Annotated in this window: 19 protein-coding genes; 15 read left to right on the top strand and 4 right to left on the bottom strand. The window is 73.3% G+C overall.

The features are described 5' to 3' along the window. Nucleotides 1-124: 124 nt before the first annotated feature. Nucleotides 125-733 carry a TetR/AcrR family transcriptional regulator gene (locus tag ABZ444_RS26390; protein ID WP_358002019.1) on the bottom strand — a complete coding sequence of 203 codons (609 nt, stop codon included), beginning with the start codon at nucleotides 731-733 and terminating at the stop codon, nucleotides 125-127. A gap of 104 nt (nucleotides 734-837) precedes the next feature. On the opposite strand from ABZ444_RS26390, the gene ABZ444_RS26385 reads away from it, so the two are divergent. Continuing rightward, nucleotides 838-2,211, top strand: a complete 1,374-nt coding sequence (locus tag ABZ444_RS26385; protein WP_358002016.1) for an APC family permease — start codon at nucleotides 838-840, stop codon at nucleotides 2,209-2,211. After that, complete coding sequence (locus ABZ444_RS26380; RefSeq protein WP_358002013.1) at nucleotides 2,208-2,858, top strand: NAD-dependent epimerase/dehydratase family protein; 651 nt, start codon at nucleotides 2,208-2,210, stop codon at nucleotides 2,856-2,858. The genes ABZ444_RS26385 and ABZ444_RS26380 overlap by 4 nt, the downstream gene beginning before the upstream one ends. Here ABZ444_RS26380 and ABZ444_RS26375 read toward each other — a convergent pair. Continuing rightward, the gene (locus ABZ444_RS26375) at nucleotides 2,845-4,110 is read right to left on the bottom strand and encodes an MFS transporter (RefSeq protein ID WP_358002010.1); all 1,266 of its coding nucleotides are present in this window, start codon (nucleotides 4,108-4,110) and stop codon (nucleotides 2,845-2,847) included. The two genes, ABZ444_RS26380 and ABZ444_RS26375, sit on opposite strands and share 14 nt — an antisense overlap. 83 nt (nucleotides 4,111-4,193) lie before the next feature. Between ABZ444_RS26375 and ABZ444_RS26370 the strand changes: the two genes are divergently transcribed. From ABZ444_RS26370 to ABZ444_RS26330, 9 genes are all read left to right on the top strand, one after another. Next, a complete protein-coding gene (locus ABZ444_RS26370) occupies nucleotides 4,194-4,745 on the top strand; it encodes a CGNR zinc finger domain-containing protein (protein ID WP_358002007.1) in 552 nt (183 codons plus the stop codon). Between the two features lie 62 nt (nucleotides 4,746-4,807). Further along, nucleotides 4,808-5,899 (top strand): LLM class flavin-dependent oxidoreductase, encoded by a 1,092-nt coding sequence (locus ABZ444_RS26365; protein ID WP_358002004.1) that lies wholly within the window; start codon nucleotides 4,808-4,810, stop codon nucleotides 5,897-5,899. Nucleotides 5,900-5,924: 25 nt separating this feature from the next. Then, a complete protein-coding gene (locus ABZ444_RS26360) occupies nucleotides 5,925-6,560 on the top strand; it encodes an FMN reductase (protein ID WP_358002001.1) in 636 nt (211 codons plus the stop codon). 99 nt (nucleotides 6,561-6,659) lie between these two features. Further along, complete coding sequence (locus tag ABZ444_RS26355; protein ID WP_358001998.1) at nucleotides 6,660-7,334, top strand: chitosanase; 675 nt, start codon at nucleotides 6,660-6,662, stop codon at nucleotides 7,332-7,334. A gap of 91 nt (nucleotides 7,335-7,425) precedes the next feature. After that, nucleotides 7,426-7,896 carry a hypothetical protein gene (locus tag ABZ444_RS26350; RefSeq protein ID WP_358001995.1) on the top strand — a complete coding sequence of 157 codons (471 nt, stop codon included), beginning with the start codon at nucleotides 7,426-7,428 and terminating at the stop codon, nucleotides 7,894-7,896. Between the two features lie 28 nt (nucleotides 7,897-7,924). Beyond that, nucleotides 7,925-8,530 carry a cyclodeaminase/cyclohydrolase family protein gene (locus tag ABZ444_RS26345; RefSeq protein WP_358001992.1) on the top strand — a complete coding sequence of 202 codons (606 nt, stop codon included), beginning with the start codon at nucleotides 7,925-7,927 and terminating at the stop codon, nucleotides 8,528-8,530. Next, a complete protein-coding gene (locus tag ABZ444_RS26340) occupies nucleotides 8,527-9,354 on the top strand; it encodes a bifunctional 5,10-methylenetetrahydrofolate dehydrogenase/5,10-methenyltetrahydrofolate cyclohydrolase (RefSeq protein ID WP_358001989.1) in 828 nt (275 codons plus the stop codon). Before ABZ444_RS26345 ends, ABZ444_RS26340 begins: the two co-directional genes overlap by 4 nt. A gap of 30 nt (nucleotides 9,355-9,384) precedes the next feature. Beyond that, nucleotides 9,385-10,071, top strand: a complete 687-nt coding sequence (locus tag ABZ444_RS26335) for a type 1 glutamine amidotransferase (RefSeq protein ID WP_358001986.1) — start codon at nucleotides 9,385-9,387, stop codon at nucleotides 10,069-10,071. 123 nt (nucleotides 10,072-10,194) lie between these two features. Further along, the gene (locus ABZ444_RS26330) at nucleotides 10,195-10,860 is read left to right on the top strand and encodes an endonuclease V (protein WP_358001983.1); all 666 of its coding nucleotides are present in this window, start codon (nucleotides 10,195-10,197) and stop codon (nucleotides 10,858-10,860) included. 45 nt (nucleotides 10,861-10,905) lie between these two features. Here the strand turns inward: ABZ444_RS26330 and ABZ444_RS26325 are convergent, their stop codons facing one another. Together ABZ444_RS26325 and ABZ444_RS26320 are read right to left on the bottom strand one after the other, a co-directional pair. Next, nucleotides 10,906-11,277: a hypothetical protein gene (locus ABZ444_RS26325; protein WP_358001980.1), complete on the bottom strand. Its 372-nt coding sequence runs from the start codon at nucleotides 11,275-11,277 to the stop codon at nucleotides 10,906-10,908. Nucleotides 11,278-11,399: 122 nt separating this feature from the next. Then, nucleotides 11,400-12,053 (bottom strand): NAD(P)-binding domain-containing protein, encoded by a 654-nt coding sequence (locus ABZ444_RS26320; RefSeq protein ID WP_358001977.1) that lies wholly within the window; start codon nucleotides 12,051-12,053, stop codon nucleotides 11,400-11,402. Nucleotides 12,054-12,142: 89 nt separating this feature from the next. On the opposite strand from ABZ444_RS26320, the gene ABZ444_RS26315 reads away from it, so the two are divergent. From ABZ444_RS26315 to ABZ444_RS26300, 4 genes are all read left to right on the top strand, one after another. Further along, nucleotides 12,143-12,499, top strand: coding sequence for a helix-turn-helix domain-containing protein (locus ABZ444_RS26315; protein ID WP_358001974.1), 357 nt, complete (start codon nucleotides 12,143-12,145; stop codon nucleotides 12,497-12,499). An 81-nt stretch (nucleotides 12,500-12,580) separates the two neighbouring features. Next, a complete protein-coding gene (locus ABZ444_RS26310; protein WP_358001971.1) occupies nucleotides 12,581-12,802 on the top strand; it encodes a hypothetical protein in 222 nt (73 codons plus the stop codon). Between the two features lie 296 nt (nucleotides 12,803-13,098). Next, nucleotides 13,099-13,707, top strand: coding sequence for a TIGR00645 family protein (locus ABZ444_RS26305; RefSeq protein WP_357964284.1), 609 nt, complete (start codon nucleotides 13,099-13,101; stop codon nucleotides 13,705-13,707). Between the two features lie 101 nt (nucleotides 13,708-13,808). Then, on the top strand, nucleotides 13,809-13,943 hold the full coding sequence (locus tag ABZ444_RS26300; protein WP_358001968.1) for a hypothetical protein: 135 nt from the start codon (nucleotides 13,809-13,811) through the stop codon (nucleotides 13,941-13,943). The last annotated feature ends 114 nt before the right edge of the window (nucleotides 13,944-14,057 follow it).

The raw sequence follows: 14,057 nt of genomic DNA, 5'->3' as shown, positions 1-14,057 counted from the left end.
TTCGCCGCCATCGAGAACCAGATGTAGCCGACAGCCCGAGGGTGCCGTGTTTGCGAGTGCTGTGGACGAGGTGATGATCGCCCGGCGTCGCCGCCGGCCGACGGATGGGCGGGGCAGCTGCGCGTCAGGGGGTGGGGAGGGGGCAGTGGGTGGCGTCCGTGGCGTAGGACAGGAGGAGGTCGCGGGCCGTCTCCGTGTCGAACGGCTGCACCGCGTCCAGCAGGTGCAGCCCCAGCCCGTCCTCCAGCGCCACCAGGTTCCGGGCGATCGTCATGGCGTCCCGGGTCAGCGTGAAGACGCCGGTCGCCGAGCCCGCCTCCAGGATCGCGGCGTACAGGGCCACCTGCCGCTCGTACAGCCTGATGTGCTGGGCCGCGTACGCCGGGTCGCGCCGGGCGTGCGCCCCCAGCTCGTACAGCAGCACGCACAGCTCGTCGCCCGGACCGGCGGGCAGGCCGCTGCCGATGGTGATGACCAGGCGCCGCCGCAGGTCGGGCTCGCGCGCGGCGGCGGCCTCGCGGGCGGCGCAGAACCGGTCGACCGCCTCGCGCTGCACCTCCTGGAGCAGCCCGGCCATGCTCGGGAAGTAGTACAGCACCGACCCCGCCGACATGCCGGCGACCTCGGCGACGTCGCGCAGCCGCAGGTCGAGGATGCCGCGTTCGAGCACCGCCCGGCGGGCGGCGGAGACGAGTTCGGCCCGCTTCTCCCGGGCCCGGCTGGGTCGCGCCATGGCCGCGATTCTTCATAGACGCTTCAAAAAACGCAAGCCGTCCTTGACGAACGCCCCCGATAGTTCTTTGATACTCGCTCAAGGAACCCCCCCAAGGAGGCGTCGTGGCAACAACGGCCGCCCATCCACACCTGCACCGGGGACTCAAGCTCCTCGGCACCCTCCTCCTCACCCTGTCCGCCATCACCCCCGCGTCCTCGGTCTTCATCATCGCCCCCGGCGTGATCTCCCAGGCCGGCAGCGGCGCGATCATCAGCTACCTGGCCGGCGCCGTCGTGGGCGTGTTCATGGCCTTCGTCTACGCCGAGCTGGGCTCGGCGTTCCCGCTCACCGGCGGCGAGTACGCCATCACCGCCAGGACGCTCGGCCGGCTGCCCGGGTTCGTGGTGCTCGGGCTGATCCTCATCACGCAGCTGCTCATCATCGCCGTCATCGCGCTGGGCGTGGGCGCGTACCTGTCGGTCGTCCTCCCGGGGCTGGACGGGCCGCTGGTGGCGGCCGTGACGTGCCTGCTCACCACCGTCGTGGCGGTCTTCGACATCAAGCTGAACGCCTGGGTGACCGGGGTGTTCCTGGCCATCGAGATGATCGCGCTGGTGGTCGTGGCGGCGCTCGGCCTGTTCAGTCCGCAGCGGTCGCCGGTGGAGCTGATCACCCATCCGGTGGTCGCCGGGGACGGCGGCGCGCTGGTGCCCGCCTCGCTGGGCCTGATCGGCGCGGCGACCGCGGTGGCGATCTTCTCCTACAACGGGTACGGCTCGGCGGTCTACTTCGGCGAGGAGGTGCACGACGCGCCGAAGAGCATCGCGAGGACCGTGCTGTGGGCGCTGGGCGTCACCGTGGCGGCCGAGCTGGTGCCGGTGACGGCGGTGCTGGTGGGCGCGCCGTCACTGGAGGGCCTGTTCGGCGCGGAGAACATGATGCAGTACTTCGTCACCGCCCGCGCCGGGTCCGTGGCCAACACGGTGATCTCCCTGGCCGTCGCGCTGGCCATCCTCAACGCCGTGCTGGCCATCATCCTCATCACCTCGCGCATGTTGTTCAGCACCGGACGGGACCGCGCCTGGCCCGCGCCGGTCAGCCGCCTGCTGTCCTCCATCCACGCCCGGTACGGCTCGCCGTGGGTGGCCACGGTGCTGACCGGCGTGGTCAGCGCGGCCTGCTGCTTCATCGACGAGCGCTTCCTGCTGGTGGTGACCGGCACCTCGATCGTGGCCGTGTACGCGGCGCTGTGCCTGGGCGCGATCGCCGGGCGGCGCAACGGCACGACCGGCCACGCGGCGTACCGGATGCCGTGGTTCCCGATCGCGCCGGTGCTGGCGCTGGCCGCGCTGGCGTACGTGATCTACCTCAACGCGCTGGACCCGGCGATCGGCCGGCCCAGCCTGTACGTCACCGCCGGGATCGCGGTGTTGTCGGCGGCGTACTATCTGGGGGTGCTGCGGCGGCGCGGCGGGTGGGATCTGGCTGAACCATGAGAGTGATCATCTTCGGGGCGACCGGCATGGTCGGGCGCGGCGTGCTCAGGGAGTGCCTGCTCGACGAGCGCGTAACGGCCGTGCTGACGGTCGGCCGGTCGCCCACGGGGACGGTCCATCCCAAGCTGCGCGAGCTGCTCCATTCCGACCTGTCGGACCTGTCGGCCGTCGAGGGCGAGCTGTCCGGCTACGACGCGTGCTTCTTCTGCCTCGGCGTGTCCTCGGCGGGCATGAGCGAGCAGGACTACCGGCGGGTCACCTACGACTACACGCTGGCGGCCGGCACCACGCTGGCCAGGCTCAGCCCGTCCTCGACCTTCGTCTACGTCTCGGGCGCCGGCACCGACGAGCACGGCCGCGCGATGTGGGCCAGGGTGAAGGGCGCGACGGAGAATGCGCTGCTCGCGCTGCCGTTCCACGCCTACATGTTCCGTCCCGGCTACATCCAGCCGATGCACGGCGTGACCTCGCGCACCCGCTGGTACCGGCTGGCCTACGTCGTGGCCGCACCGCTCTACCCGCTGCTGCGGCGGCTGTTCCCGGCGGCGGTGACGACGACCGAGCGCATCGGCCAGGCGATGATCACCGTCGCCGAGCGCGGCGCGCCCGAACGGATCCTCGGCCCGGCGGCCATCAACGCCTTGTGACAGCGGCCCGCGGCACCGGCCGCACGGCCCGCGGCACCGGCCGCACGGCCCGCGGCATCAGCGGCACGGCCAGCAGCGAGGCGAGCCCGGCCAGCCCCCACACCGCCTCCCACGAGGCGAGGGCGAGCACCACCGGGACGAGCAGCGGGGTAAGGAAGCCCGAGGCGAAGCAGGCGGTGCCCTCCAGGCCGAGCGCGGTGCCCGCCCTGGCCGCGCCCGCCATGGCGGCGATCTCGGTGTAGGCGATGCCGTGCCAGGAGTTGGCCAGCAGGCCGCCGATCGCCAGGGCGGCGACGGTGAACGGGGTGGGCGCCGAGGTGAGCACCGCGGCGGCGGCCATCACGACCCCCGACAGCGTCCCGATGGCGCGGATCCAGGTACGCCGTCCGCCGCGGCGGTCGGTGCGCCGGCCGGTCCAGATGCGCGCGGCGCCGCCGCCCAGCTGGGCGACGAGCACGATGAGGGCGGCCAGGCCGGCGCCGGCCCCCTTGACGTCGTGCAGGAAGATCGCGGTGAAGGACAGCACGGCGAACTGCGGCACGGTGAGCAGCCCGCTGGCCAGCGCCACCCGCCACACGTCCCAGCGGCGCAGCGGGGAGGGGCCGGGCCGCGGGGCGGCGGCCGCGGCGGCGGCAGCCGGCTCGTGCAGCCAGCGCCAGGTGGCCACCGCCGCCAGCAGGCAGAACACCGCCGGTACGGCGTAGACGGCGCGGAACCCGTACCGCTCGGCGAGCCAGGGCAGCAGGGCGACCCCGACCGCGCCCCCGACGGGGATGGCCGTCTGGCGGACGCTCATGGCCAGCCCCCGCTCGCCGTCGGCGAACCAGGTCATGACGGCCCGCCCGGAGGCCCCGTTCACGCTGCCGCCCAGCGCCCCGGCGGCCAGCAGGCACGCCGCCAGCAGGGCCACCCCGGCGTGCTCGGCCGGCGTGACGGCGGCGGCCATCACCGCCAGCAGCGCGCCCGTGGCGGTCAGCCCGGCGAGCAGCACGCGGCGGTCGCCCCACCGGTCGGTGAGCATGCCCCACGCGATGTCGGAGGCGGCCACGCCCAGCCCCAGGTAGGACAGGACCAGGCCGAGCGAGCCCAGCGACAGGTGGTAGCCCGAGCGCATGGAGACGGCGGTCACCGGGATGCCGGAGAACATGGCCGAGAAGCTGGCCTGGGCGCCGACGCCCACGGAGAGCACGACCCATCGGTGCCGCGCGCCGAACCTGCGCGTCCCGCCGCGGACGGTGATGAGTGTCGCCACGATGCCCCCAAGTAACCGGTTCCAGTGGTTAGCAACCCTGGCAGCGCCGAAAGTAACTTGTCAATGCGGTTACGATCGGAGTCGTGGACTTCACTTTCGTCAGCGGCAACCTCGGCCTCGACCTCGCCGGCACCATCGGCCACCGCCGGGGCGCGCGCATCGACCTGCTGGCCACCCCCGCCGACCTGGCCCGCTGGACGGTCGCCGCCGGCCTCCTCGACGAGCCGCCCGAGACCGGCGACGACGACCTGGCGCGGGCGAGGGCCCTGCGCGAGGCGGTCTACCGGCTGGCCACGGCCGCCCGCGGCGGCAGCCCGTACGGCCAGGCCGACCGCGACCTGCTCAACGAGACCGCCCGGCGCCCACCCGCGGACGTCGCGCTCGAAGAGCGCGGCCTGCGGCGCGGCGGCGGCCTGCCCGGCGCGCTGTCCACGACCGCGCGCGCGGCGATCGAGCTGCTCGGCGGCCCGCAGGCGGAACTGGTCCGCGAGTGCGAGGCCGACCCCTGCACCCGCCTGTACGTCGACGCCTCCCACCGCCGCACCCGCCGCTGGTGCGACATGCGCGGCTGCGGCAACCGCGCCAAGGCGGCGGCCTTCCGCGCCCGCGCGGGCCTGACCGGGATGATGGAATAACGGCGGAGGCCGGAACGCTACGGTACCTGTCAAAGATTCAACAGTCATGGATGGTGACTAAAGTGCAGTTCGGAATCTTCAGCGTGGGCGACGTGACCACCGACCCCACCACCGGCAGGACCCCGACCGAGCACGAGCGGATCAAGGCGATGGTGGCGATCGCGCTCAAGGCCGAGGAGGTCGGCCTCGACGTGTTCGCGACGGGTGAGCACCACAACCCGCCGTTCGTGCCGTCCTCGCCGACCACCATGCTCGGCTACATCGCGGCCAGGACCGAGCGGCTGATCCTGTCCACCGCCACGACGTTGATCACGACCAACGACCCGGTCAAGATCGCCGAGGACTTCGCCATGCTCCAGCACCTGGCCGACGGCCGGGTGGACGTCATGCTGGGCCGTGGCAACACCGGGCCGGTCTACCCGTGGTTCGGGCAGGACATCCGCCAGGGCATCCCGCTGGCCGTGGAGAACTACGCGCTGCTGCACCAGCTCTGGCGCGAGGACGTCGTCGACTGGGAGGGCCGCTTCCGCACCCCGCTGCAGGGGTTCACCAGCACGCCGCGCCCGCTCGACGGGGTGCCGCCGTTCGTGTGGCACGGCTCGATCCGCAGCCCGGAGATCGCCGAGCAGGCCGCCTACTACGGTGACGGCTTCTTCGCCAACAACATCTTCTGGCCCAAGGAGCACTTCATCCGCCTGATCAACCTCTACCGCCGCCGGTACGCCCACTACGGGCACGGCACGCCCGAGCAGGCGATCGTCGGCCTGGGCGGCCAGGTGTTCATGCGCAAGAACTCCCAGGACGCGGTCCGCGAGTTCCGCCCCTACTTCGACAACGCCCCCGTGTACGGCCACGGGCCGTCGCTGGAGGAGTTCACCGCCGAGACCCCGCTCACCGTGGGCAGCCCCCAGCAGGTCATCGACCGGACGCTGGAGTTCCGCGAGTTCTTCGGCGACTACCAGCGCCAGCTGTTCCTCATGGACCACGCCGGCCTGCCGCTGAAGACCGTGCTGGAGCAGCTCGACATCCTGGGCGAGGAGGTCGTGCCGGTGCTGCGCAAGGAGATGGCCAAGGACCGCCCGGCCGGCGTCCCGGACGCGCCGACGCACGCCGCGCTGGTCCAGGCCCGTACGTCCCAGGCCGTCGAGGTCTGACCACTCCAGGGAAGGAGATCCCCCCATGAAGCTCGTCGTCGTCACGGCCGGCCTGACCCAGCCCTCCTCCACCCGCCTGCTCGCCGACCGGCTGGCCGAGGCCACCCGGCGGCGGCTGGACGGCGCGGCCGAGGTGCGCGTGGTCGAGCTGCGCGACCTGGCCGTGGACATCGCCAACAACCTGGTGACCGGCTTCCCCGGCACCCGGCTGCGCGAGGTGGTCGAGGCCGTGACGGAGGCCGACGGGCTCATCGCGGTCACGCCGACGTTCAGCGGCTCCTACAGCGGGCTGTTCAAGTCGTTCTTCGACGTCCTGGACAACACGGCCCTGGCGGGCACGCCCGTGCTGATCGCCGCCACGGGCGGCACCGCCCGCCACTCGCTCGTGCTGGAGCACGCGCTGCGCCCGCTGTTCGCCTACCTGCGGGCCGTGGTCGTCCCGACCGCCGTCTACGCCGCCTCCGAGGACTGGGGCGGCGGCGGTGACTCCTTCACCGACGGGCTCGGCGAGCGCATCGACCGGGCCGCCGGGGAGCTGGCCGGCCTGCTGGCGGGCCGCGCTCCCCGCCCGGCCCCGGCCGAGGACGGAGGCGGGGCCGCGGCCGAGGACGAGGTCGTCCCGTTCGCGGAGCAGCTCGCGGCTTTGCGCCCACTGCGCTAGTTTGCAGCGGTGCTGACCGCTATGTGCCTCTCACTGTCCCTTGCCGTGACCTGCGTTTCCCCCGCAGACCTCAATAATCCACACAAGAAGGACATCGCCATGCAGCTGGTGTCCAGCGCGGAGAACTCCTCGCTGGACTGGAAGGCCCAGTACGGCTACATCGAGGACATCAAGGACGAACGCGGCTACACCGCGGGCATCATCGGCTTCTGCTCCGGCACCGGCGACATGCTGGAGCTGGTCGAGCTCTACACCCGGCGCAAGCCCTCGAACGTGCTGGCCAGGTACCTGCCCGCGCTGCGCCACGTCAACGGCACCGACTCCTACAAGGGCCTCGGCAGGCCGTTCGTCAAGGACTGGAAGAAGGCCGCCGCCGACCCCGTCTTCCGGCGGGCCCAGGACCACGAGCGCGACCGCGTCTACTTCGACCCGGCCGTCCGCCGGGCCAAGAAGGACGGCCTGCGGGCGCTGGGCCAGTTCGCCTACTACGACGCCATGGTCATGCACGGCCCCGGCTCCGACAAGCTCAGCTTCGGCGGCATCAGGAAGGCCGCGCTGGCCAAGGCCACCTCCCCCGCCCGCGGCGGCGACGAGGTCGCCTACCTCAACGCGTTCCTCGACGCCAGGAAGGCGGCGATGAAGGCCGAGGACGCCCACGACGACACCACCCGGGTCGACACCATGCAGCGCGTCTTCCTCCGGAAGGGCAACCTCGACCTCAGGCCGCCGCTGACCTGGAAGGTGTACGGCGACAAGTACACGATCAAGCACTGATCCGGCGATCAGGTAGGTTGATGCACAAGCCGAACAAACGGGGTTAATCATGTCCAACGGTGCCCGTCATGGTCTGGGAGTGGTCGCGGGTTTGATCCTTCCGCCGCTGATCGCCGCCTGCCTCATGTACGGCATCGGCGAGCTCGGCCTGACCATGGCCACGCGGTTCAGGGTCTCCTGGCCGGGGCTCGCCGTGATCGCGGCGGCCGGGGCCGGTCTAGCGTTCCTGGCCGGCTCGCGCCTGTCACCGATCGCCTCGCTCCTCGGCGGCCTGGCCTACACCGCGCTCGGCCTGGTGCCCGCGGTGGAGCTGGGCGCCGGCTTCCGCGTCATCCCCGACGGGCTGGTCACCGGCAGCCTGGGTGCGGGCCTGCAGACCACCGTCTACACGGGGATCATGCTGTTCCTCGGCGTGGCGCTGCTGGTCGTGTCCGTCTTCCCGTCACGCTGGCGGTCGCCGGCGCGGCCGTCGGCCTACACCTCCGACTACGGCGCGTCGGGGTCGCCGTACCTGCCGCAGGGCACGCCGCACGACGTCACCAGGCCGATGCACCGCGAGTGAGCCCGGCCGGGCCTGGCAGAATGCGGCCATGCGCGACTCGAAGATCGTCGACTTCCTGGCCGAGCTGGCCGACAAGGTGCCCGCCCCCGGCGGCGGGGCCACCGCCGCCCTGCACGCGGCCCAGTCCGCGGCCCTGCTCGGCATGGTGGCCCGCTACACCACCGGCGAGCGGTACGCCGGACACGCCGAGACCGTCGCCGCGGTGATCGAGGAGACCGACGCCCTCCGGGCGCGGACGCTGCGGCTGGCCGAGGAGGACGCGGCCGCCTTCACCGCGGTCTCCGACGCCTACCGGCTGCCCAAGGGCGAGGAGCGCAGCGTCTCCATCGCCCGCGCCCTGGCCGGCGCGGCCGAGCCCCCGGCCCTGGTGGTGGCGGCCGCCACGCGGCTGGTCGAGCTCTGCGAGCTGCTGCTGCCGATCGGCAACCGCAACGTGGTCACCGACGTCGCCGCCGCCGCCGAGGCCGCCCGCGCCGCGCTCACCACGGCCCGGGTGAACGTCGAGGTCAACCTGCGGGGCATCAAGGACGAGCAGGTCCGCGAGGAGCTGACGGCCCGCCTGGCGGGCGTCGAGGCGGCCCTCGCCACGGCCGACCGGATCACCGCCGGGGTACGCGAGGAGATCGCCCGATGAGGACGCTGACCGGCCGCGACCTGGCCACCGCGATCAAGGCCCAGACGCAGGCCAAGGCCGCCGCCGGGCCGCAGCCCAGGCTGGCCGTCGTGGTGGCCACGGCCGACGAGGCCGGCCTGTGGTACGTGCGCTCGATCGCCAAGGCCGCCGCGGGCGTCGGCGTCGCCTGCGACATCGTCGACCTCGGCGCCGACGCCGACCCCGGCAGGATCCACGAGACGCTGGTCGCGCTCAGCGCCGACGACGCCGTCCACGGGGTCATGCTGCAGACGCCGCTGCCCGCCGGGGCCTCGGCGCAGGAACTGGCCGCCGCCATCGACCCGCGCAAGGACGTCGACGGCGCGAACCCGCTCTCGCTCGGCCGCCTGGCCGCCGGGCTGCCCGCGTTCCCGCCCGCCACGGCGGCGGCCGTCATGGCCCTGCTCGACCACTACGAGGTGCCGCTCGAAGGGCGGCGGGCGGTGGTCGTCGGCCGCTCGACCGTGGTCGGCAAACCGCTGGCCCATCTACTGCTCGACCGGCACGCCACGGTCACCGTCTGCCATTCGCGCACCCGCGACCTGGCCGCCGTCACCGCCGGGGCCGAGGTGCTGGTGGCCGCCGTCGGCCGCGCCGGGCTGATCGGCGCCGCGCACGTCGCGCCGGGCGCGGTGGTGATCGACGTGGGCACCAACCCGACCGACGACGGCGGGCTCACCGGCGACGTCGACTTCGCGGCGGTCTCCGAGGTGGCCGGCGCGCTGACCCCGGTGCCCGGCGGCGTCGGCCCGGTGACGACCGCGCTGCTGCTGCGCCACACCGCCCGCGCGGCGAACCTGCCCTGAGCCCTGGACATCCGAGAGTGGAGACCATCGATGGGTGACGTCCTGATCGTGCAGAACAGCAGGAGCGGCGGCCCGAGCCGGCTCGGCGGCTGGCTGGAGGAGGCCGGGTTGCGGCTCGACGTGGTGCTCGCGCACGAGGGCGCCCCGCTGCCCGACCGGCTGGACCGGCACGACGCCATGATCATGCTCGGCGGCGGCTACCTGCCCTCCGAGGACGACCGGGCCCCGTGGCTGGCCGGCGCCCGCCGGCTGGTGGGCCAGGCGCTGGCGGACGGCGTGCCGCTGTTCGGCATCTGCCTGGGCGGGCAGATGCTGGCCGAGGTGGCCGGCGGCGAGGTGACCGGCGACACCGGCGCGCCGGAGAACGGCAGCCTGCCGGTCACGATCCGGCCCGAGGCGGCCGGCGACCCGCTGTTCCAGGGCCTGCCGCCGGTGGTGCCCGCGATCGAGCACCACAAGGACGCCGTCACCCGGCTGCCCGCCGGCGCGGTGTGGCTGGCCGAGACGCGCGCCTGCCCCTACCAGGCGTTCCGGGTGGGCGAGCGGGCGTGGGGGGTGCAGTTCCATCCCGAGGTGCTGCCCGCGCGCGTGCGCGAGTGGACGCCCGACGGCTTCGACCCCGAGGAGGTCTACGCCGGCGCGGTGGCCGACGAGCCGGTCTCCACGCCGGTCTGGCGCGAGGTGGCGATGCGCTTCGCCAAGATCGTCAGCGCCTGACCTCCCGCCCTGGCGGCTGCTGATCATTGGATGTGGGTCGGCTCGCGCTCGGAGGGCTGCGCGGCGGGGCGTACCCGACGGCGGTGGCCGGAGCCTGGGACGAATGGCCCTAACGTGGGTGGGATGCGGGTAGACAGACTTCATCCCTGGCCGGCCGACGCGGCCGAGGCCGAGGCCGTCCAGGACCGGCTGCGCGGCCGCGTCGAGCTCGCCGGACCCACCGCCTTCCCCCTGGTGGCCGGCCTCGACGTGCACTACCACGGCGACGACGAGGTGACGGCGGCGGTGGTCGTCCTGGACGCGGCGACCCTGGAACCGGTCGAGCGGGCGGTGGCCCACGGCAGGGCCGCCTTCCCGTACGTGCCCGGCCTGTTCGCCTTCCGCGAGCTGCCCACCCTGGTGGAGGCGCTCGAACGCCTCGCCGTCACCCCCGACCTGCTGGTCTGCGACGGCCACGGCCTGGCCCACCCGCGCGGTTTCGGCCTGGCCTGCCATCTCGGCGTGCTGACCGGCCTGCCCGCGCTCGGCGTGGCCAAGACGCCGTTCGTGGGCGAGCACGAGCCGCCCGGCCGGGAACGCGGGGACTGGACGCCGATCGTCCACGAGGGCGTCACGGTGGGCAGGGCGCTGCGCACGCGGCGGGACACGAAACCGGTCTACGTCTCCCAGGGCCACCGCATCGGCCTGGACACCGCCACGTCCCAGACCCTGCTGCTCACGCCGCGCTACCGCCTTCCCGAGCCGGTGCGCCAGGCCGACCACCTGGCCCGGCACCCCGGCGGGACCTGACCGCCCCCTCAGCCGGTCCCGCCGGGAAGATCGACGCAGGGACGGTCAGCGCCGCCAGGCCCAGACGACGAGCCACACGCTGAGCCCGAAGATCGTCATGCCCAGCGGCACGTGCGCGGCCACCGCCCCCGACCCGCCGAGCATCGACTGCAGGAACCCGAGCAGCAGCACCCCCAGGCTGACCAGCGCGGGCCAGCCCGCGCCGCGCCCCGGCCGCCACAGCAGCACGGCCGCGACGAGCTGGAGCAGCCCGAGCAGGTGGACGGCGCCCGCCCCGGCCCCGTGCAGGCCCGCGCCGGCCCCGCTCATGAGCTGCCCCGCCGTGACGGCCTGCAGCAGCACCGACAACATGCTGAGCGTGGCGAGGGCCTTGAACGCGGTCGGATACCCGCTCCCCTTGACGACCTGGGTGACCACTGGACTCTCCTTCGACCTCGGGTGGACGCCCCCAGGATCGCGCCGCCGCCGGAGCCGGGCATCCGCCGCCCGTCGTCATCCTCGCTACGCCCAGCGTCGTACGCTCACGCCGGGTCGTACGCTCACGCCGGGTCGTGCGCCCCCGAGGAGGCCAGCGGGGGCAGGATCGCCTGGGCGTCCGCGCCGCCGAACCAGAGCCCGATCACGAACGCGGCCGTCGCCTCCAGCTGGACGGCCCGGTCGAGGCCGCCGCCGTCCAGCGGGGTGCAGCCCAGGTCGCGGACCAGGCCCCGGACCAGGTCGAGCGCCCGGACGTCGTCGCCGCACAGGGGCACCGCCAGCGGGCGCCCGCCGAACACGGGCGGCGTCATCCGCCACACGTCCACGTGGCACAGGTTGAACGCCTTCACCACGTGCCCGCCCGTGAGGTCGGCGATCCGGCGGGCGAGCGGACGCGTGACGTCGTACCTGTCGGGGGCGGCGGCGTTCGTCACGTCGATGATCGGCTTGCCGCGCAGGGCCGGGCCGGCGGCGGCCAGCACGTCGCCCAGCCCCGCCTCCCGGACGCCCACCATCACGACCTCGCCGGACGCGGCCGCCTCCGCCCAGCTCCCCGGCCGCGCACCCGGACGGCCGGCCTGGGCGTTCATGCTCTCCGCGCGGGCACGGGCACGTTCGGGGTCGCGTCCGCTGACCGTCACCTCGTGCCCGGCCCTGATCCACTGCGTGCCGAGCGCGTCGGCCATGCCGCCGGCGCCCAGGATCCCGATCTTCATGTCGTCCTCCGTGAGGTGAAAGGGCTTTACTAGGACATGGACTCTAGAAATCCCGTCACGCACCGATCGGTGCCTATCGGAGGCGTTACGTGTTCCTCGCCGACTGCCAGGCCAGACTGGCCTTCGACCTGATCGCCAACACCTGGAACGCGGTCGTCGTCTGGTCGCTGCGCCACGGCCCGTGCCGTCCGGGGGAGCTGCGCGCGCAGATCGGCGGGATCAGCCCCAAGGTGCTCACCGAGACGCTGCGCCGCCTGGAGTTCAACGGGCTGGTCACCCGCCGGGCCTACGCCGAGGCCCCGCCCCGCGTCGAGTACGCGCTGACCGACCTGGGCCGCTCCCTGCTGGGCCCGATCGAGGCGTTCGGCGTGTGGGCCCACGACCACGCCGAAGACGTCATGGACGCCCAGGACCGGTGGACGGGGTCGGACTCCCCCGCTCCATGAGGATTCTTTAACGCAGCGTTACTGAGTAATTACTCTGGGTAGCAAGTCGGTGGTTGTTCCCACCATCCCCAGGAGGTACTCATGCCTGACGTCCAACGCCGCCGCGCCGCCGTCATCGGGGGCGCGCTGACCGCCGCGACCCTCGCCGCGGCCCTCTTCGCGGCGCCCGCCCACGCCGTCGTCGATCCCGCCACCGCCGTTCCGTGCGCGGCCGAGGCCGCCGCGGGCCTGGCCGCCCTGGTGGACCCGGCGGCCCCCCAGGCGCCGACCGAGATCCCCGCGGCGGGCTGCCTGCATCCCTGACCGGCCGGCCACCGCGCGGGCGGTGCGGCGAGCCACGCCGCACCCCCGCCACCGGCCCGCCCCCTCCGACAGCTCCGACAGCGCAACCCCCGTGCCCGACCAGCAGCAGTCGAGGAGTCCCCATTGAAGTTCCGAATCCTGACCAGCGCAGCGGTCCTCGCTCTGGCGGCGGCGGCCGCCGTTCCCCCAATCGCCCTCGGGTCAGGGGGCCGAAACGAACCGGGGAACATCAATGTCCAGGCCATCGTCGACCGGGTCAACATCTTCACGTCGTAGTGAGGCCACCACAGTTGACCGTGGCCGAGTCCGAGTCCGCTCCCCGGCCGCGGAGCACGCTGGAGCACATCGGCTACGTCATGTTCCTCAGCCGGTGGATACAGGCGCCGCTCTACCTCGGGCTGATCGTGGCCCAGATCGTCTACGTGTGGCGGTTCATGGTCGAGCTCGCCCACCTGGTCGAACTCGGGTTCGGCGGCAACCCCCCGGAGACCACGATCATGCTGATCGTCCTCGGGCTCGTCGACGTCGTGATGGTCTCGAACCTGCTGATCATGGTCATCATCGGCGGCTACGAGACCTTCGTCTCGCGGCTGCGCATCGACGGTCACCCCGATCAGCCGGAGTGGTTGTCCCATGTCAACGCAAACGTCCTCAAAGTCAAGCTGGCCATGGCGATCATCGGGATCTCGGGGGTGCACCTCCTGCAGATCTTCATCAACGCCGCCCGGCCGGCCATCACCGACAGGGAACTCGTATGGAAAACACTGATCCATCTCACCTTCGTGGTCTCGGCGCTGGCACTGGCCGTGATGGATCGGATCATGGCGGGCGGGCGGCACGTCCAGCAGGCGCACCGGGACCAGCAGCCCGGCGGCGTCGCGCAGGAGCGGGTCGCCGCCGCCTAGCGATCGGGCTGCTGGCCGGCGCGGGTCTGCTGGCCGGCGCGGCGCCGGCGTACGCCTCGGCCGCGGCGCCTGCCCAGGGGCCGCGTCCGCTCATCGGCGACGTGGTCGTCTTCAACGACGAGATCGTCGAGCCGGTGTCGCTCCCGGTGAGCACCTGCGGCGGCCTGCTGCCGGTGCTGAGCGGCGCGCCCGCCGGATGCGAGGGCACGTCCCGGGTGTCGGACGACGACGCCTGACATCGCCGGCGCCCGCCCGCGGGGGGGGGGGGGGGGCGGGCCCCCGCCCCGGCGGGCGGGGGTGGGGGGGTGGTGCGCCGGCCCCCCCCCCCCGGGGGTGGTGGTGGGTTCTGT

Source organism: Nonomuraea sp. NPDC005730 (assembly GCF_040630865.1).
GTDB lineage: Bacteria > Actinomycetota > Actinomycetes > Streptosporangiales > Streptosporangiaceae > Nonomuraea.
The sequence above is the reverse complement of the archived record's forward strand: the minus strand, read 5'-3'. Positions and strand labels throughout refer to the sequence as shown.

Excerpts from the sequence above, each read along its gene's own strand:
- ABZ444_RS26390 (WP_358002019.1), bottom strand. The coding sequence starts at position 733 with ATGGCGCGACCCAGCCGGGCCCGGGAGAAGCGGGCCGAACTCGTCTCC.
- ABZ444_RS26320 (WP_358001977.1), bottom strand. The coding sequence starts at position 12,053 with ATGAAGATCGGGATCCTGGGCGCCGGCGGCATGGCCGACGCGCTCGGC.
- ABZ444_RS26380 (WP_358002013.1), top strand. The coding sequence starts at position 2,208 with ATGAGAGTGATCATCTTCGGGGCGACCGGCATGGTCGGGCGCGGCGTG.
- ABZ444_RS26310 (WP_358001971.1), top strand. The coding sequence starts at position 12,581 with ATGCCTGACGTCCAACGCCGCCGCGCCGCCGTCATCGGGGGCGCGCTG.
- ABZ444_RS26355 (WP_358001998.1), top strand. The coding sequence starts at position 6,660 with ATGCAGCTGGTGTCCAGCGCGGAGAACTCCTCGCTGGACTGGAAGGCC.
- ABZ444_RS26335 (WP_358001986.1), top strand. The coding sequence starts at position 9,385 with ATGGGTGACGTCCTGATCGTGCAGAACAGCAGGAGCGGCGGCCCGAGC.
- ABZ444_RS26360 (WP_358002001.1), top strand. The coding sequence starts at position 5,925 with ATGAAGCTCGTCGTCGTCACGGCCGGCCTGACCCAGCCCTCCTCCACC.
- ABZ444_RS26330 (WP_358001983.1), top strand. The coding sequence starts at position 10,195 with ATGCGGGTAGACAGACTTCATCCCTGGCCGGCCGACGCGGCCGAGGCC.
- ABZ444_RS26345 (WP_358001992.1), top strand. The coding sequence starts at position 7,925 with ATGCGCGACTCGAAGATCGTCGACTTCCTGGCCGAGCTGGCCGACAAG.
- ABZ444_RS26340 (WP_358001989.1), top strand. The coding sequence starts at position 8,527 with ATGAGGACGCTGACCGGCCGCGACCTGGCCACCGCGATCAAGGCCCAG.